Genomic DNA, 19,435 nt, shown 5'->3' with positions numbered 1-19,435 from the left:
TGAGACCGTGGGTTGTTGTGTCGGCCAATGAGACCCTCCACCTTCGACATCTCCCGGCCAGACCTCGAGAACGGTCTGGCGATTGTCATTGGCATCAATACCTACACTCACGGCGTCCCACCCCTCTCCAATGCCGTCCGAGACGCCAGCTCCGTCGCGGACACGCTGGAGCGCCAGGGCTTCGAGGTCGTCCGCCTCCTCGACGACCAAGCGTCCCTCTCTGCCCTCACCACCCTCCTTACCCAGCATCTCTCCTCCCTCCAACCGCCCCCGGACAGGCTCCTGATCTACTTCGCCGGACATGGGCTGGCGCACACCGACGAGCACCACCGCCTCTCGGGTTTCCTGCTGCCGGCCGATGCCCGCCGGGACGACCCCTCTTCCTACTGGCCCATGGACGCGCTCCGCGAGGCACTGCGCGACCTGCCCTGCCGCCATCTGCTGCTCATCCTCGACTGCTGCTTCGCCGGGGCCTTCCCCCACTCCTCCTCGCGAGACCTTCGCGCGCCCTCCTTGCCCGCGCCCCTCTTCCTCGAGCGCTTCCGGCACTTCTCTTCCCGCCGCTCCTTCCAGCTCCTCGCCTCCACTGCCCACGACGAACTCGCATCCGACAGGCTCCTGGCCAAACCCTCCCAGGAATCGCTCGGAGATGGGCACCACTCACCCTTCGCCCTGGCACTGCTCCAGGCCCTCCAGTACCCCTCCCCCGCGGACGCCAACCAGGACGGTCTGATCACCGCCTCCGAGCTCTACACCTTCCTGCGTGACAGGCTGATCGACCTGCTGCCCGCCCACTACCAACAGACCCCCGCCCTCTGGCCCCTGGATTGGCATGACAGTGGCGAGTTCCTCTTCCTCCTCTCGGACACCTTCCCCACGCTGCCCCTGGCGGCACCACTCTCCCGGCACTCCAATCCCTACCTGGGATTGAGACCCTTCGCCTCGGCCCACCGCCACCTGTTCTTCGGCCGCGAGCGCCTCGTGGATTCACTGCTCGGGCACCTGCGCGTCCAACCCCTGTTGCTGCTGTGCGGCCCTTCCGGCGTGGGCAAGTCCAGCGCCGTCCACGCGGGTCTCCTGCCCCGGCTGTGCGACGACCCCACCTGGCGTGTTCCCCGCTCCCTGCGACCTTCCGCCCAGCCGCTCCACGCGTTGTCCACCTGGCTCACATCGCTGGAGCCCGGCCCCTCCGTGCCCTCGGCCACGCGCCTCGCCGCCAATCCCCACGCCGCCGCCGCGTGCGTCCTCTCCTTTCTCAACCGCCATGAGGATCTGTCGATCCTGCTCGTCGTCGATCCCCTCGAGGAGCTCGTCACCACCTGCCCCGACGACGCCACGCGCCGGGCCTTCCTCCAGGCACTGGGTGCGCTGCTCCAGCTCTCCCACCCTCGGCTGCGGATGTTGTGGTTGCTGCGCTCGGACTTCGAGCCCCACTTTCACTCCCTGCTCTCGCCCTCTGGAGTGACTTCCGCGCGCTGGCACGAAGGCCGCATTCCACTGCCCCCCATGAACCGGGACGAGCTGCGGCAGTGCATCGAGAAGCCCGCGGAGAGCTGTGTCCTCTTCTTCGAGCCGGGGCTCGTCGAGCGCCTGCTGGATGACGTCGATCAAATGCCCGGGGCCCTGCCCCTGCTCTCGGTGGCCCTCAGCGAGTTGTTCGACGCCTGCCTCGCCAGTGGCCGGGAGGATCGCACGCTCTCCTTCGAGGACTACCGGAGCATTGGCGGTGGCATCGCGGGCGCGCTCCAGCGCCGGGCCGAACTCGTCTTCGCCGGCACGCCGCCACCCGCGTCCGATGGACAAACCCTCCCACCACTCCCACGCCCGGGGGAACTGCCCGCCTTCCAGCACACGCTGCGCAACGTGCTGCTGCGCATGGTGTCTCCCGAGGAAGGGGGATTGGCGCGCCGCAGGGTGCCCCGCGCCGAGCTGGAATACACCCACCCGGAGGAGAATGCCCGCGTCCAGCGGGCCCTGCGCACGCTAGAGGCTTGCCGCCTCGTGGTGGCCAGTGATGACGGCGGCCCCTGCGTCGAGCCCGCGCACGATGCGCTGCTCACCGCCTGGCCCCGGCTCCATGACTGGGCGCTCCAGGCGAGGCGCGAGTTGTTGTCGCTGCGTCGCGTCTCCCATGCCGCGTCCGAGTGGCACCGGCACGGACAGGACAGCGACTTCCTCTGGGCGGATGGACGGCTGGAGCAACTGGGCCTCGCGCCCATGGCCCTGCGCCGCGCGGCCCTGCCGCTGGCCCTGGGCAACGTGTCACCCGGGAGCCAGCCCACCGAGCCGCTGGTCTTCAACGCCACCGAGAGTGGCTTCCTCCGGGCCAGCGCGGCGCGCCGACGCGTTCTGCGCGCCCGCCGCTCTTCGGTCGCGCTCACGGTGAGCATCGCCCTCGTGCTGCTCACCGTGGTGGCGCTCATCCAGGCCAACAGGGCCCAGCTCAAGGCCGAAGAAGCCGAGGCCAGTGCCCGGGAGGCCCAGCGACGCAAGGAAGACGCCGAGTCCAGCGCGAGGGAGGCGCACGAGCAGAAGGAGAACGCCGAGCGCCTCGCCGAGGAGGCGCGGCGGCAGGAGGCCGCCGCCGTGAGCAACTTCGCGGAGGCGCAACGACAACGGGAGTCCTCCGAGCGCCATGCCCGCGAGGCACTCGAGCAGCAATACCGCGCCGAGGCCAATGCCCGCGAGGCCCTGACCCAGAAGCGCCTCGCCGAAGCCAATGCCCACGAGGCCCTGGCCCAGAAGCGCCTCGCCGAAGCCAATGCCCGCGAGGCCCAGCGGCAGCGGGAACTCGCCGAGGAAAATGCACAGAGAGCGCGCGAGCAGCAGTACCTCGCCGAACTCAACGCCCGGGAAGCCCTCTCCCAGAGGAACTCCTCCGAGTCCAATGCCCGGGAAGCGCGCAGACAACAGGAGGCGGCCGAGGCCAATGCGCGGGAGGCTCAGCGGCAGCAGGAGAACGCCGAAGCGAATGCGCGAGAGGCCCAGCGGCAGCAGCGGACCGCCGAAGTCAATGCCCAGAAAGCACTCGAACAGCAGCAACTCGCTGAGACCAATGCCCAGAAAGCACTCGAACAGCAGCGGACCGCCGAGGCCAATGCCCGTGAGGTCCTGATCCAGAAGGATCTCTCCGAGGCCAATGCCTTGAGAGCACGCGCTCAGCAGGAAATCGCCGAGAAGAATGCCCTTGAAGCACGCAAGCAGCAGGAGTTGGTACAGGTCAACGCCCGGCTGTCACGTGTAAGGGCCCTCATCGACAAGAACCCGACCCAGGCGCTGTTGGTTCTGCGCGAGGTGTATAGCCAGGACGAGGCGTCGAACAACGAATGGTTGCAATCCGCCTTGCAGGTCAGCCACCACATCATCAGTCAGTCCGTATTCATCGGACACACGGACGATGTCGGAACGGCCCAGCTCAGTCCCGATGGCTCTCACGTCATCACTGCCTCGTCGGATGGCACGGCTCGTCTCTGGCGTACCGACGGAACAGGTGAGCCACGCATCCTCAAAGGACATCGTGAATCGGTGAACTCCGCCGTCTTCAGCCCCGACGGCTCCCTCGTCCTCACTGTCTCGGACGATAAGACCGCTCGCCTCTGGAGCGTCACGGACACAACCCAGAGCATCCACACCTTCAAGGGTCATGGGAAGTCGTCAATGTATTCCGCCATCTTCAGCCCCGACGGAAACCGCATCCTCACCACTTCAGATGACGGAACCGCTCACCTCTGGGATGTGAAAGGAAATGAGCTCGCCAAGCTCAAGGGCCATGAGGACGCTGTGACCTCCGCCAGTTTCAGTCCCGACGGGAACCGCATCCTCACCATCTCGAATGACAAAACCGCTCGCCTCTGGAACATGAAAGGAAAGGAGCTCGTCAAGTTCGAGGGCCATGAGAACGAGGTGACCTCCGCCAGTTTCAGTCCCGACGGTGCCTACATTCTCACGTCTTCAGCCGACCACACCGCCCGGCTCTGGCGCATTGACGGGACGATGGCGCGCGTCTTCAGTGGCCATTCAGCATATGTAAATACGGCCACGTTCAGCCCCGATGGCGCTCTCATCCTCACCGCCTCCGCGGACGGCACCGCTCGCCTCTGGGATGTCAACGGTCAGCAAGAGCCACGCATCCTCTCGGGCCATGCGGATTGGGTGAGTTCGGCCACGTTCAGCCCCGATGGCGCTCTCATCCTCACCGCCTCCGCGGACGGCACCGCCCGCCTATGGCGCACCGATGGCATGGAAAAACCCATCACACTCTCGGGCCACACGGAGTGGGTGAACTCGGCCACGTTCAGCCCCGATGGCTCCCTCATCCTCACCAACTCGGAGGACAGAACCGCTCGCCTCTGGCGCATCCAGGGCCAAGGCACACCGTTCTTCTTCACCCAGACGGACTCGAACATGCCCGCGGCCCTCAGCCCCGACGGAAACCGCATCCTCACCTCCGCCTTGGATGGCACCGTTCACCTCTTCAGCACCGACGGCACGGGTCAGCGGCTGGGTATCCTCCAAGGTCACAAGGACACCGTGAATTCGGCCACGTTCAGCCCCAACGGCTCCCTCATCCTCACCGCATCGGACGACGGCTTCATACGCCTGTGGAACGCGCGGGAAATGTGGCAGCCATCTCGCGTCATCCAGGTCAACAAGAATAATGAGGTGACCTCCGCCATCTTCAGTCCCGACGGCTCTCGCATCCTCACCACATCAGACGGCCCAGTCGTTCGCCTCTGGCACACCTACAGCGCGAAGGATGATCCCTTCCCTCTCAAGGGCCACAAGGGCGTGGTGACAGCCGCCACCTTCAACCCCAACGGTACCCTCATCGTCACCGGTGCGAACGATCACACGGTGCGCATCTGGCGCGTCAACGGGGAAGAGCCACCTCAACTCCTCAATGGGCATGAGGGGACCGCGACTTCCGCCACCTTCAGCCCCGATGGGGCCTACATCCTCGTTGCCTCCACCGATGGAAAGGCCCGCCTCTGGCTCACCAACGACACGACAAAACAACCGCGCGACTTCAGTGGATCCACCAGTGGATTGGCCTCCGCCACCTTCAGCCCGGATGGATCCCTCATCCTCACCGCCTCCACCGATGGAAGGGCCCGGCTATGGAAGACGGACGGCACCGGCGAGCCAATCATCCTCGAAGGACACACGGGCCCATTGATCTCCGCAGACTTCACTCCCGATGGCACGCATGTCCTCACCGTCTCCGACGATGCCACTGCCCGCCTCTGGCCTCTGAATGGACAGAGAGCGCCCCTCGTCCTGCGGCATGAAGAGCGTCTGGATATATCCACCAGCCTCCACGCACTGACCACACAGGATGGGACGCGTGTCATCACGGCGTGCGGAGATGGACTGGTTCGCATCTGGCCCCTGCGGCCCGAGCCCCTGCGCGAGTACTTCAAGACGGCCACCACGGCCTGCCTCACCGCCCTGGAGCGGGAGGAATACCTGCTCGAGGATGCCACCACGGCACGCGCCGCTTATGAGCGCTGCGAGCGGGAGCACGGCCGAGCGCCCTGAGTCCCGTCCTCACGAATCTCCAGGCGTCCCGTCCCTTCCCGGGAGGCGCCGTGCCCGGTACCACGGCGAGCATGCACCCGGGAAGCACCCACGAGTGAGAGCACTTCCACTCGCCGAGCCCATCCTGGAGCGGCATACGCTCAGGAGTGCTGGTGCCATCCTCCCCCGAGGAGCGGAGCTGGCCCACGAGGACACTTCTCCATGTTGGACATCCCGGGTTACAGAGTCCTTGGCACCCTCCGGGCCACGGGCTCGAACGTGCTGTTCCACGCGGTGCGCGAGGCCGATGGAGTCCGCGTCATCCTCAAGACGCCGATGGCCCCCTCCCCCGGCGCCAGCGAGAACGAGCGCTACCGGCGGGAGTTCGCCATCCTGCAGCGACTGCGGGACGTGCGCGGGGTGCCCAGGCCCTACGCCCATGAGCGCATCCACGAGCGGCCCGTCCTGCTCCTGGAGCGAGTACAGGGCGAGACCCTGTCCGAGACCACGGGTCAGCCGATGGAGGTCTCCCGGTTCTTGAGTCTGGCCCTCTCGCTGGTCTCCACCCTGGCCGAGGTCCATGGCCACGACATCATCCACAAGGACATCAAGCCCTCCAACATCCTCCTGGAGCCGTCCGGAGAAGCTCGGCTCCTCGACTTCGGCCTGGCGACGCTCCAACGGGTGGAGCACCTGGACGCGGCGCCGGCGCATCTCATCGAGGGCACGCTGGCCTACATGTCCCCCGAGCAGACCGGGCGAATGAACCGCGCGGTGGACCACCGCACGGACTTCTACTCGCTGGGCGTCACCTTCTACGAGTTGCTCACGGGGCGCAGGCCCTTCCAGGCCCGGGACGCGCTCGAATGGTTTCACGCCCACCTGGCCCAGAAACCCAAGCCACCCCACGAGCTGAATCCCCAGGTGCCGCCGCCCCTGTCCGCGCTCGTCATGAAGCTGCTGGCCAAGGTGGCCGAGGAGCGCTACCAGAGCGCCGAGGGCTTGAATGTCGACCTGGAGCGCTGCCGCGAGGCACTCGGCCAGGGCGAGCACGAGGTGTTCCCGCTGGGAACCCAGGACACGCCCCAGCGCTTCCAACTGCCGCAACGGCTCTATGGGCGAGAGGAGCAGGTGGCCTCCCTGCTCGAGGGCTTCGAGCGCGTGACGCGCACGGGCCGGCCGGAGTTGCTGCTGCTCCGTGGCTACTCGGGCATCGGCAAGTCCTCGCTGGTGCACGAGTTGTACAAACCGGTGGTGCGGCGGCGCGCGTTGTTCCTGCACGGCAAGTTCGACCAATTCCAGCGCGATATTCCCTACGTCACCCTGGCCCAGACCCTGCGCGAGTTGCTGCGGCAACTGCTCGCCGGGAGCGAGGAGGAACTCGCCCGGTGGCGCGAGCAGGTGAATCGAGCCTGGGACGGCCAGGGCCAGGTGCTCGTGGACCTGGTGCCCCAGTTGGAAGTGCTCGTGGGCCGGCAACCCGCGCTCCAGGAGTTGTCCTCCAGCGAAGCGCAGCAGCGCTTCTTCCGGGTGGTCCGCCAGTTCGTGTCGGTGTTCTCCACGAAGGAGCACCCGTCGGTGGTGTTCCTGGATGACCTGCAGTGGGCGGACCCCGCCAGTCTGCGGCTGCTCGAGCAGATGTTGTCCCATCCGGAGGGTCCCCCGGTGTTGTGGCTCGGCGCCTACCGGGACAACGAGGTGAGCCCCACGCACCCGCTGATGGCGGTAGTGGAGAAGGTGCGCGAGGCGGGGGCGCGCCTCACGGACATCCGGCTGGAGCCGCTGCACGTGGAGCACGTGGAGCAGTTGGTGGACGAGACGCTGCCGGGAGCGCGCCAGGAGGTGATCGCCCCCCTGGCGGGGCTGGTGCACGAGAAGACGGGAGGCAACCCCTTCTTCCTGCGGCAACTGCTGGTGACACTCCATCAGGAGGGTCTGCTCGTGCGTCTGCCGAAAGAAGGCTGGCGGTGGGATGCCCAAGGGGTGCGCGCTCGGGGCTACTCGGACAATGTCGTCGACTTCATGGTGGGCAAGCTGCGCCAGCTCCCCCCAGGCACCCAGCACCTGCTGCGGCTGGCGGCGTGCTCGGGCACCGTCTTCTCGCTCCAGCTGCTGGGCACCCTCTCGGGGCTGTCCGCGGTGGAGGTGGTGGAGCAGGGCCTCGAGCCCGCGCTGCGCGAAGGTCTGTTGGGGCGCGTCGGTACAGAGACGTACCGCTTCCTGCACGACCGCATCCAGCAGGCGGCCCATTCGCTCAGCTCCGAGGCGGAGCGCCAGGAGACGCACCTGCGCATCGGCCGGTTGATGCTCCAGAACCTGTCCCCGGAACAGGTGCGCGAGTCACTCTTCGAGGTGGTGAGCCAGCTCAACGCCGGGATGGCGCTCATGGAGGACCCCACCGAGCGCCACCAGCTCGCGCGCCTCAACGCCGAGGCGGGCGGGAAGGCCCAGGCCGCGCTCGCGCTGCGCCCCGCCCTCACCTGCTTCTCGACGGCCTTCGCGCTCATTCCCGGAGACCCCTGGGAGACGGACCACGCCCTGGCCTTCCAGGTGCGGCTGGCCCAGGCACGCACGGAGCTCATGAGCGGCTCCCCCTCCGGAGCCCAGCGCCAACTCGAGGAGCTGCGCCCCCGGACACGCACCCGCGCGGACACCGTGGCCCTCTACCTGCTGACCCAGGACATCCACTTCGCCACGGGTGCGTTCCTGGAGGGCATGAGCTGCCTCCGGGAGTGCCTGGAGCTGCTGGGCATGCCCGTCCCGCGGCACCCCACCTGGGAGGAAGCGGTGGCCGCCCATGAGGAGGCGTGGGCCCTGTTGGGGCAGCGGCCCATCGACAGCCTCCTCGAGTTGCCCCTCATGACCGACCCGGACATGAAGATGGCCGTCGTCTCCCTCTTCAAGCTCTTCCCCGGCGCCTACTCCTCCGACCCCCACCTGCTCATCATCATCCTGAGCCGGATTGTCTCCCTCACCCTGCGCCACGGCGTCGTGGACGCCGCCGTGCCCGGGTACACCTGGTTCGGCGTCATCACCGGCTCGTTCTTCAAGCGCTACCGGGAAGGCTTTGCCTTCGCACGGCTCGCCCTCGGCTTCGTCGAGCGCTACCACCTGTCCGCCCGCCGGGGAGATGTGCTGCTCGGCATGCAGTTCAGCAGCTACTGGGTCCAGCCCCTCGCCCGAGCGCAGGAACTGCTCCTCAACAGCCTGCGGCATGCGCTTCAAGTGGGCGACATCGCGCCCGCCACCTATTGCAGCGTCTATCTCGTCAACAACCGCCTGGCCATGGGGCACTCCCTGGACGAGGTCCACCAGGAGTCGCTCGTGCGCGACGAGTTCCTGCGCCAGACGGGCTTCGTGGATCCCCAGGAGGCGCTCCTCGTGAGTCAGCGCTACGTGCAACAGCTGCGTGGCCACTCCCTGTCGTTCTCCACCCTGAGCGGGGAGGGCTTCGACGAACGGGCCTACGAGGCGCGGATGACGCCCGAGCGACTCGGCGGCACGCGCTGCCATTACTGGCTCCACAAGATGCAGTCGCGCTTCATGTGCGGCGCCTATGAGGAAGCCCGAGAAGCGGCGGACAAGACGGCCGGGTTGTTGTGGTCCTGCTTCGGCACCCTCAATGCCCGCGAAGGCCACTTCTACCGCGCCCTGACCCTCGCCGCGTGCTTCGAGGGCGCCACGCCCGAGCGGCAGCGGGAGTGGCTCGAGGCCATCGGTCAGCACCACCAGCAGCTCGCCGAATGGGCGGAGAATTGCCCCGAGAACTTCCGCGCGCTCGAGCGGCTCGTCTTCGCCGAGCGGGCCCGCCTCCTGGGGCGCTCGGAGGACGCGACACGGGCCTACGAGCAGGCCATCCGCTCGGCCCGGGAGAACGGCGCCATCCAGTACGTGGGGCTGGCCAGTGAGCTCGCGGCGAAGTTCTGGCGCACGCGCGAGGCGCCCATCGTCGCCCACGCCTTCGCGCGCGAGGCCCGGGCGGCCTACCAGCGGTGGGGAGCCCGGGCCAAGGTCCACCACCTGGAGTCCCAGTGGCCGGAGCTCACGTCCACCCCGTCCCCCCAGGACTCGCTGAGCACCAGCAGCACGGACTCCACCCACATCGACGCGCTCACGGTGGTCAAGGCGCAGCAGGCCATCTCCGGTGAGATGGAGCAGGAGCGCCTGGTGACGGCACTGATGCGGGCGGCGATGGAGAACGCGGGCGCGCAGCGAGGCGCCCTGCTGCTGCCCGACGGGGACGCGCTCTCGGTGGCGGCCCTCTTCCAGCTCTCACCGGAGGGCACCCTGGTGGCCTCGGACGAGGCAGGCCACCACGAGCTGCCGTGGACACTCCTCGCCTATGTCCGGCGCACGAGCGAACACGTGCTCATCGCGGATGCCGCCCAGCCCCATGCGTTCTCCTCCGATGCGTACCTGGCGCGCGGCGAGGCGCGCTCGGTGTTGTGCCTGCCCCTGATGAGGCGGGAGCAATTCTCCGGAGCCCTGTACCTGGAGAACGACCTGGCCACCAACGCCTTCAGCCCGGCACGCCTGGCGCTGCTGGGACACCTCGCCTCGCAGGCGGCCATCTCCATCGAGAACGCGCGCCTGTACGCGGACGTGCAGCGCGCCCGGACGGAGCTGCGCCAGGCCAATGACGAGCTGGAGCGGCGGGTGGAGGAGCGCACGCGCGAGCTCAAGCAGACCCAGGCGCGCCTGGTGGACACCGCGCGCGAGGTGGGCATGGCGGAGGTGGCCTCCAACGTGCTGCACAACGTGGGCAACGTGCTCACCAGTGCCGTCGTCAACCTGGAGATGATGAGCAGGACCGCGGGCGCCCTGCGCGTGGGCCGGGTGAGGCAGACCGGAACCCTCCTGCTGGAGCACCGGGAGGCATTGGCCGACTTCCTGACGAAGGATCCGCGGGGCGGCCAGTTGCCGGACTACCTGGTGGCGCTCGGCGACGAGATGATGCGCGAGCAGACGCGCCTGATGGAGGACATGGCGACGATGAACCGGCACGTCGAGCACATCCGCGCCATCGTCCAGGTGCAGCAGACGTATGCGCGCCACTCGCTGATGACGGAGGAGTGCGAGCTGTCCCAGCTCGTCGACGACGCGCTGCGCATCCAGCTGGAGTCCCTGCGGCGTCACGGCGTCACCGTCCATCGGGAGCTGTCGCGGGTGCCCCGGGTGAAGGTGGACAAGCACAAGGTGCTGCAAATCCTCATCAACCTGCTGAGCAACGCGAAACACGCGCTGGACGGAGTGCCCGAGGGCCAGCGCAACCTCTGGGTGAGGTTGGCGGCCGAGGGCAACGTGGCGCGCATCCAGGTGGCGGATGATGGGGTGGGCATCGCGCCGGAGCTGATGGACAGCCTGTTCGCCCACGGCTTCACCACGCGCAAGGACGGCCATGGCTTCGGGCTGCACTCGAGCGCCCTGGCGGCACAGCTGCTCAAGGGCCGCCTCACCCTGGAGAGCGCGGGCCTCGGCCAGGGCGCCGTGGCCACGCTGGAGCTTCCGCTCACCTCCGAAGGGAGTCCCCGCGCGTCGTCGTGAGCAGCGTGGCCTTCCAATCCAAGGGCCCGCCCAGCAGTCCCGCCAGTCCACCCGCGCGGCATACGCGCATGCGGTCCCGTCATTCCAAGCCGTGCCCGGTACCACGACGGGCATGCACCCGGGAAGCACCGACGGTGGGAGCACTTCTCCTCGCCGCGTCCCGCGGGGAACGGCATACGCTCAGGAGTGCTGGCCCACGAGGACACTTCTTCATGTTGGACATCCCGGGTTACAGAGTCCTTGGCACCCTCCGGGCCACGGGCTCGAACGTGCTGTTCCACGCGGTGCGCGAGGCCGATGGCGTCTCCGTCATCCTCAAGACGCCGATGTCCCCCTCGCCCGGCGCCAGCGAGAACGAGCGCTACCGACGGGAGTTCGCCATCCTGCGGCGACTCCAGGACGTGCGCGGAGTGGCCAGTGCCTATTCCTGTGAGCGCATCCACGAGCGGCCCGTCCTGCTCCTGGAGCGGGGGCGGGGCGAGCCCCTGTCCGAGTCCTCGGGCCAGCCCATGGAGGTCTCCCGGTTCTTGAGCCTGGCCCTCTCGCTGGTCTCCACCCTCGCCGAGGTCCACCGCCGCGACATCATCCACAAGGACATCAAGCCCTCCAACATCCTCCTGGAGCCGTCCGGAGAAGCTCGGCTCCTCGACTTCGGCCTGGCGACGCTCCAACGGGTGGAGCACCTGGACGCGGCGCCGGCGCATCTCATCGAGGGCACGCTGGCGTACATGTCTCCCGAGCAGACCGGGCGGATGAACCGCGCGCTGGACTACCGCACGGACTTCTACTCGCTGGGCGTCACCTTCTACGAGCTGCTCACGGGGCGCAGGCCCTTCCAGGCCCGGGACGCGCTCGAATGGTTTCACGCCCACCTGGCACAGAAACCCAAGCCGCCCCACGAGCTGAATCCCCAGATACCGCCCGCCTTGTCCGCGCTCGTGCTGAAGCTGCTGGCCAAGGTGGCCGAGGAGCGCTACCAGAGCGCCGAGGGCTTGAATGTCGACCTGGAGCGCTGCCGCGAGGCACTCGGCCAGGGCGAGCACGAGGTGTTCCCGCTGGGAACCCAGGACACGCCCCAGCGCTTCCAACTGCCGCAACGGCTCTATGGGCGAGAGGAGCAGGTGGCCTCCCTGCTCGAGGGCTTCGAGCGCGTGACGCGCACGGGCCAGCCGGAGTTGCTGCTGCTCAGTGGCTACTCGGGCATCGGCAAGTCCTCGCTGGTGCACGAGTTGTACAAGCCGGTGGTGCGGCGGCGCGGGTTGTTCCTGAGCGGCAAGTTCGACCAGTTCCAGCGGGACATTCCCCACATCACCCTGGCCCAGACCCTGCGCGAGCTGGTGCAACAACTGCTTGCCGGGAGCGAGGAGGAACTCGCCCGGTGGCGCGAGCAGGTGAATCGAGCCTGGGACGGCCAGGGCCAGGTACTCGTGGACCTGGTGCCCCAACTGGAAGTCCTCGTGGGCCGGCAACCCGCGCTCCAGGAGTTGTCCTCCAGCGAGGCGCAGCAGCGCTTCTTCCGGGTGGTCCGCCAGTTCGTGTCGGTGTTCTCCACGAAGGAGCACCCGGCGGTGGTGTTCCTGGATGACCTGCAGTGGGCGGATCCCTCCAGTCTGCAGCTACTCGAGCAGATGCAGACCCATCCGGAGAGACCCCCGGTGTTGTGGCTCGGCGCCTATCGGGACAACGAGGTGAGCCCCACCCACCCACTGATGACGATGCTGGAGAAGGCGCGCGAGGCGGGCACGCGCGTCACGAACATCCGGCTGGAGCCGCTGAGCGTGGAGCAGGTGAAGGAGTTGGTGGGCGACACGCTGCCGGGAGCGCGCCAGGAGGTGATCGCCCCCCTGGCGGGGCTGGTGCACGAGAAGACGGGAGGCAATCCCTTCTTCCTGCTGCGATTGCTGGTGACGCTCCATCAAGAGGGCCTGCTCGTGCGCCTGCCCGAGGGCGGCTGGCAGTGGGATGCCGAGGGCGTCCGCGCCCGGGACTACTCGGACAATGTCGTCGACTTCATGGTGGGCAAGCTGCGCCAGTTCCCTCCGGACACCCAGCACCTGCTGCGGCTGGCCGCGTGCGCGGGCACCGTCTTCTCGCTCCAGCTGCTGGGCACCCTCTCGGGGCTGTCCTCGGTGGAGGAGGTGGAGCAGGGCCTCGAGCCCGCGCTGCGCGAAGGTCTGTTGGGGCGCGTCGGTACGGAGACGTACCGCTTCCTGCACGACCGCATCCAGCAGGCGGCCCATTCGCTCAGCTCCGAGGCGGAGCTCCAGGAGACGCACCTGCGCATCGGCCGGTTGATGCTCCAGAACCTGTCCCCGGAACAGGTGCGCGAGTCACTCTTCGAGGTGGTGAGCCAGCTCAACGCCGGGATGGCGCTCATGGAGGACCCCACCGAGCGCCACCAGCTCGCGCGCCTCAACGCCGAGGCGGGCGGGAAGGCCCAGGCCGCGCTCGCGCTGCGCCCCGCCCTCACCTGCTTCTCGACGGCCTTCGCGCTCATTCCCGGGGACCCCTGGGAGACGGACCACGCCCTCACCTTCCAGGTGAGACTGTCCCAGGCGCGCACGGAGCTCATGACCGGCTCCCCCTCCGCGGCACAACATCTCGCCGAGCAACTCCGCCCCCAGGCACGCACCCGCGCGGCCACCGTGGCCGTCTACGTCCTGAAACAGGACATCCACTTCGCCACGGGTCGTTTCCTGGAGGGAATGAATTGCATGCTGGAGTGCCTGGGGCTGCTGGGCATGCCGGTGTCGCCGCACCCCACCCGGGAAGAGGCGGTGGCCGCCCATGCGGAGGTGTGGACCCTGTTGGGGCAGCGTCCCATCGACAGCCTCTCCGAGCTGCCCCTCATGACCGACCCGGACATGAAGATGGCCGTCACCGCCCTCTTCAAGCTCTTCCCCGGCGCCTACTCCACCGACCCCCACCTGCTCATCATCATCCTGAGCCGGATTGTCTCCCTCACCCTGCGCCACGGCTTCGTGGACAACGCCGTGTCCGGGTATGCCTGGTTTGGCGTCATCACCGGCTCGTTCTTCAAGCGCTACCGGGAAGGCTTTGCCTTCGCACGGCTCGCCCTCGGCTTCGTCGAGCGGTACAACCTGTCCACCTACCGGGGTGACGTGCTGCTCAGCATGCAGTTCAGCAGCTGCTGGGTCCAACCCCTCCCCCGAGCGCAGGAAATCCTCCTCAACGGCCTGCGGCATGCGCTCCAAGTGGGAGGCATCGCGCCCGCCTGCTATTGCAGCCTCTATCTCGTCGCCAACCGCCTGGCCATGGGGCACTCCCTGGACGAGGTCTACCAGGAGTCGCTCGTGCGCGGCGAGTACCTGCGCCAGACGGGCTTCGTGGATCCCCAGGAGTTGCTCCTCGTGACGCAGCGGTACGTGCAGCAACTGCGCGGCCACTCCCTGTCGTTCTGCACGATGAGCGGAGAGGGCTTCGATGAACGGGCCCACGAAGCGCGGCTCCTCAAGCCCTCGCGAACGGGCACGCAGTACAACTACTGGGTCCTCAAGATGCAGTCGCGCTTCATGTGCGGCGCCTACGAGGAGGCCCGTGATGCGGCGGACAAGGTGGCCGGGTTGTTGTGGGCCACCCCTGGCAACCTCAATGCCCGCGAGGGCCACTTCTACCGCGCCCTGACCCTCGCCGCGTGCTTCGAGCAGGCCTCGCCCGAGCAGCGGCGGGAGTGGCTCGAGGCCATCGAGCAGCACCACCAGCAGCTCGCGGAATGGGCGGAGAATTGCCCCGAGAACTTCCGCGCGCTCGAGCAACTCGTCTTCGCGGAGCGGGCCCGGCTCCTGGGACGCACGGAGGAGGCGACGCGGGCCTACGAGCAGGCCATCCGCGTGGCGCGGGAGAACGGGGCCACCCAGTACGTGGGGCAGGCCAGTGAGCTCGCGGCGAAGTTCTGGCGCACGCGCGAGGCGCCCATCGTCGCCCTGGCCTTCGCGCGAGAAGCCCGGGCGGCCTACCAGCGGTGGGGAGCGGAGGCGAAGGTCCAGCACCTGGAGTCCCAATGGCCAGACCTCGCGTCCACCCCATCCTCCCAGGACACGTCCACCACCAGCAGCACGGACTCCACCCGCATCGACGCGCTCACGGTGGTCAAGGCGCAGCAGGCCATCTCCGGTGAGATCGAGCAGGAGCGCCTGGTGACGGCGCTGATGCGGGCGGCGATGGAGAACGCCGGCGCCCAGAAGGGAGCCCTGCTGCTGCCTGGGGAGAACACGCTCGCGGTGGCGGCCCTCTTCCAGACCGCGCCGGAGGGCGCCCTGGTGGCCCTGGGCGAGGGACAGCACCACGAGCTGCCGTGGACGCTCCTGAACTATGTCCAGCGCACGCGTGAACACGTACTCATCGCGGATGCCGCCCAGCCCCATGCGTTCTCCGCCGATGCGTACCTGGCGCGCGGCGGAGCCCGCTCGGTGTTGTGCCTGCCCCTGATGAGGCAGGAGCGCTTCTCCGGAGCCCTGTACCTGGAGAACGATCTGGCCACCAACGCCTTCAGCCCGGCACGCCTGGCGCTGCTGGGACACCTCGCCTCGCAGGCGGCCATCTCCATCGAGAACGCGCGCCTGTACGCGGACGTGCAGCGCGCCCGGACGGAGCTGCGCCAGGCCAACGACGAGCTGGAACGGCGGGTGGAGGAGCGCACCCACGAACTCACGCGAGCCCAGGCGCGTCTGGTGGACACCGCGCGCGAGGTGGGCATGGCGGAGGTGGCCGCCAACGTGCTGCACAACGTGGGCAACGTGCTCACCAGTGCCGTCGTCAACCTGGAGATGATGAGCAAGACCGCGGGCACCCTGCGCGTGAGCCGGGTGAAGCAGACCGGAGCCCTGCTGCTGGAGCACCGGGAGGCCCTGGCGGACTTCCTGACGAAGGATCCACGGGGCGGCCAGTTGCCGGACTACCTGGTGGCGCTCGGCGACGAGATGATGCGCGAGCAGACGCGCCTGATGGAGGACATGGCGACGATGAACCGGCACATCGAGCACATCCGCGCCATCGTCCAGGTGCAGCAGGCGTATGCGCGCCACTCGCTGATGACGGAGGAGTGCGAGCTGTCCCAGCTCATCGACGACGCGCTGCGCATCCAGCTGGAGTCCCTGCGGCGTCACGGCGTCACCGTCCATCGGGAGCTGTCGCGGGTGCCCCCGGTGAACGTGGACAAGCACAAGGTGCTGCAGATCCTCATCAACCTGCTGAGCAACGCGAAGCAGGCGCTGGACGGAGTGCCCGAGGGCCGGCGCAACCTCTGGGTGAAGCTGAAGACGCGGGAGAACGTGGCGCTCATCCAGGTGGCGGATGATGGGGTGGGCATCGCGCCGGAGCTGACGGGCAGCCTGTTCACCCACGGCTTCACCACGCGCAAGGACGGCCATGGCTTCGGGTTGCACTCGAGCGCCCTGGCGGCGCAGCTGCTCAAGGGCCGCCTCACCCTGGAGAGCGCGGGCCTCGGCCGGGGCGCCGTGGCCACGCTGGAGCTTCCGCTCACCCCCGAAGCGAGTCTCCGCGCGTCGTCGTGAGCAGCGCGGCCTTCCAATAGGCGCCTCCCGCCCGGCGCTGCTCCCAGAGCCGCTCGAACTCCGCCCGGGTGATTTCCACGGGCGCCGACTCCGTCTCGGCGGCGATCTCCTCCAGGCCCGGCATCGGCACCAGGGCCAGCTCCGCGTCCCGCTCCTCGTGCGCGTCCGCGAAGCCCACCCGGCCATCCCGGTAGACATCGATCTTCCGCTGCTCCCACCCCCCACCGTCGTACTCGCCAAGACGCAGGACCGGATACTCCGGATCCGAATGAACCCACCGCACCGCGAGGTACTTCATCGGGGCCTCCCTGGTTGGAGAATGTCCGTGCACCTAGCAAAACACGAATTTCCGTGGAGGCAAGCCCGATAACGACGTGAAGCGTCCCCCGCCCGACGGGAGCACACTCCACCCCTCCCGGCGGGGCATGGCAGTCTCGCGCCCACTCATGCGTCTCCTCCGACTCCCGCTGTTCCTCGTCGCCCTGCTCGCCACCGCTTGCGCCACCCCCTCCGCGCAAGCCCCCGCCACCGCCGCCGTGGCCCAGCCCCCCGCCTTCCTCTGGGAGGTGACGCGGCCGGGCGCTCCGGACAAACCCCTCTACCTCACCGGCTCCATCCACCTGGGCCTTCCGGGCCAGTTCACCTTCCCGCCCTCCCTGGAGGCCGCGCTCGCGCGCTCCCAGGCGCTGGTGGTGGAGTTGGACCCCGACAAGGCCGCCGCCAACGCGCAGGAGACCCAGAAGCTGGTGCTGCGCCTGGGCCTCTATGCCCCTCCGGATGGACTCGATGCGCACCTGAGCGAGGAGACCCGCAAGCGCCTGCCCGAGCGCCTCGAGCAGGTGGGGCTCCCTCCCGCGGCCGTCCAGCGCATGCGGCCCTGGTTGCTCTACCTCACCCTCTCCGTGCTGGAGCTGCAACGGGCGGGCTACTCGGAAGCGGGGGGAATCGATCGGCTGCTGCTGACCAAGGCCCGTGACACCAAGCGCATCGTGGAGCTGGAGACGATGGAAGGGCAGATGAGCACGCTCGCGAGCCTCCCGGACCCGGTGCAGGAACTCATGCTGCGCGAGCTGCTCGAGCAGTCGCCCCTGACGTCGGTCAACATGGCGCGGATGACCACCGCCTGGCAGGGGGGCAATCCCGACGCCCTCGCGGACCTGCTCTTCACGCAGGCGAAGGATCCCGCCTACCAGCCCTTCTACGAGGCCCTCTTCTACGTCCGCAACCGGAGGATGGCCGACAAGCTGGCCGGGATGCTCGACGCGCCGGAGACGCACTTCGTGGTGGTGGGCGCCGGGCACCTGGTGGGGCCGGAGGGGCTGCTCGCCCTGCTCGAGCGCGCGGGCTTCCAGGTACGCCAGCTTCCCCGCGAGCCCTGAGCGTGGCCTACACTGCGCGTCCGTGAGCCCTCCCCTGCGTATCCTCATCGCGGATGACGAGCTGGTCGCGCGCAAGCGCCTCGCGCGCCTGCTGGCGGCCCTGCCCGGCACCACCGTGTGCGGCGAGGTCTCCGACGCGCAGGCCGTGCTCGACACGGTGCGCGCCGGGGGCGTGGACGTGGTGCTGCTCGACATCCACATGCCCGGACTCAGTGGCCTGGACGCGCTCGCCCTGCTTCCCGAGGGCGGCCCCCAGGTCATCCTCATCACCGCCCACCCCGACCACGCCGTGGAGGCCTTCGAGCACGGCGCCGTGGACTACGTGCTCAAGCCCGTGGAGGCCTCGCGGCTGCAGAAGGCCCTGGACCGGGCGCGCGCCCGCTTCTCACCGCCCCCCCAGGAGCCCGTCCGTCTGGACCGGCTGCCCATCCCCACCCGCCAGGGCATCGTCCTGGTGGCGCCGGAGACCATCTCCCACGCCACGCTCGAGGACGAGCTCGTCACCGTCTTCACCGCCCAGGGCGAATACCTCACCGACTTCAGCCTGCAGGAGCTGGTGGACCGGCTGCCCACCGAGGGCTTCTACCGGGTGCACCGCCGCGCCCTGCTCAACCTCGCCCAGGTCACGCGCCTGGAGCCCCTGGAGACGGGGGGCTACCTGGCGCGCACGGCCCGCGGTCATACGGTGGAGGTGAGCCGCCAGTCCGCCCGCGAGCTGCGCCGGCGGCTCGGCTTGCGGCGCGGCGGCGAGGAGGAGCCCGGGGCGTGAGCCCTTGAGTGGAGGACCGCCGCGCTGCGAACATGATGGGGCCCATGTCCGAGCCCGAGATCTCCGCACCCCAACGCTCCGGCGCCTTCTGTGCCCAACATGCCGATCAGCGCGCCGCCACCTTGTGCAACCGGTGCGGCAACTACGCCTGTGAGCAGTGCTTCCGGGTCGCGTATGACCGACAGGACTACTGCACGGAGTGCCTGCCGCGCATCCAGCCTCCCCTCGCCGGACGCCGTGCCCGCTTCGCCGCGGTCGTCGTGGACCAGATTGCCCTGATCGCGCCGATCTTCGTGTGCATGCTCCTCGGCATCCTGCTGTCGAACGGCTCCGGCACCGGCATGATCTCGCTCGGGTTGGGCGCGCTGGGCTCCCTGGGCGTCGTGGGCTACCAGTTCTATCTGCTCGCCAGCGTGGGACAGAGCCTGGGCAAGCGCACGATGGGCATCAAGGTGGTGCGCACCGACGGCACCCCCGTGGACCTCGCCCGGCTCATCTTCCTGCGCAACGTGGTGCCAGTGATCATCGGCATGTTCACCTGGAACCTCTTCAACCTCATCGACACGCTCTGCATCTTCACCGAGCAGCGCCGCTGCCTTCACGACCACATCGCGGACACCCAGGTCATCGTCGTGAACAACACCGACGCCTGAGCGGAGCCGACCGGGCCCGCCCTCCCCGGGCGACCACCG

At 68.5% G+C, this 19,435-nt stretch carries 7 protein-coding genes; 6 read left to right on the top strand and 1 reads right to left on the bottom strand.

Going from position 1 to position 19,435, the window contains the following annotated elements; all coding sequences use genetic code 11:
* The first annotated feature begins 27 nt into the window (after positions 1-27).
* The 3 genes from CYFUS_RS09375 to CYFUS_RS09365 all read left to right on the top strand — a co-directional run bounded on the left by CYFUS_RS09375 (position 28) and on the right by CYFUS_RS09365 (position 16,595).
* Positions 28-5,538: a caspase family protein gene (locus CYFUS_RS09375; protein WP_095984910.1), complete on the top strand. Its 5,511-nt coding sequence runs from the start codon at positions 28-30 to the stop codon at positions 5,536-5,538.
* A 201-nt stretch (positions 5,539-5,739) separates the two neighbouring features.
* Complete coding sequence (locus CYFUS_RS09370; protein ID WP_095984909.1) at positions 5,740-11,061, top strand: trifunctional serine/threonine-protein kinase/ATP-binding protein/sensor histidine kinase; 5,322 nt, start codon at positions 5,740-5,742, stop codon at positions 11,059-11,061.
* Between the two features lie 212 nt (positions 11,062-11,273).
* The gene (locus CYFUS_RS09365; protein ID WP_095984908.1) at positions 11,274-16,595 is read left to right on the top strand and encodes a trifunctional serine/threonine-protein kinase/ATP-binding protein/sensor histidine kinase; all 5,322 of its coding nucleotides are present in this window, start codon (positions 11,274-11,276) and stop codon (positions 16,593-16,595) included.
* Here CYFUS_RS09365 and CYFUS_RS09360 read toward each other — a convergent pair.
* Positions 16,561-16,893 carry a DUF6881 domain-containing protein gene (locus tag CYFUS_RS09360; RefSeq protein ID WP_095984907.1) on the bottom strand — a complete coding sequence of 111 codons (333 nt, stop codon included), beginning with the start codon at positions 16,891-16,893 and terminating at the stop codon, positions 16,561-16,563. The two genes, CYFUS_RS09365 and CYFUS_RS09360, sit on opposite strands and share 35 nt — an antisense overlap.
* A 148-nt stretch (positions 16,894-17,041) precedes the next feature.
* Here CYFUS_RS09360 and CYFUS_RS09355 point away from each other — a divergent pair, with 148 nt between their 5' ends.
* Genes CYFUS_RS09355 through CYFUS_RS09345 form a run of 3 tightly spaced genes read left to right on the top strand, consistent with a single transcriptional unit; the run spans position 17,042 to position 19,396 of the window.
* The gene (locus CYFUS_RS09355; protein ID WP_157758352.1) at positions 17,042-17,974 is read left to right on the top strand and encodes a TraB/GumN family protein; all 933 of its coding nucleotides are present in this window, start codon (positions 17,042-17,044) and stop codon (positions 17,972-17,974) included.
* A 22-nt stretch (positions 17,975-17,996) separates the two neighbouring features.
* Complete coding sequence (locus CYFUS_RS09350; RefSeq protein WP_095984905.1) at positions 17,997-18,743, top strand: LytR/AlgR family response regulator transcription factor; 747 nt, start codon at positions 17,997-17,999, stop codon at positions 18,741-18,743.
* A gap of 44 nt (positions 18,744-18,787) precedes the next feature.
* Positions 18,788-19,396, top strand: coding sequence for an RDD family protein (locus tag CYFUS_RS09345; RefSeq protein WP_095991897.1), 609 nt, complete (start codon positions 18,788-18,790; stop codon positions 19,394-19,396).
* Positions 19,397-19,435 lie beyond the last annotated feature (39 nt).

This window comes from Cystobacter fuscus (genome assembly GCF_002305875.1).
Lineage (GTDB): Bacteria > Myxococcota > Myxococcia > Myxococcales > Myxococcaceae > Cystobacter > Cystobacter fuscus_A.
Note: the sequence above shows the minus strand (reverse complement) of the source record. Positions and strands in the feature narration are given on the sequence as shown.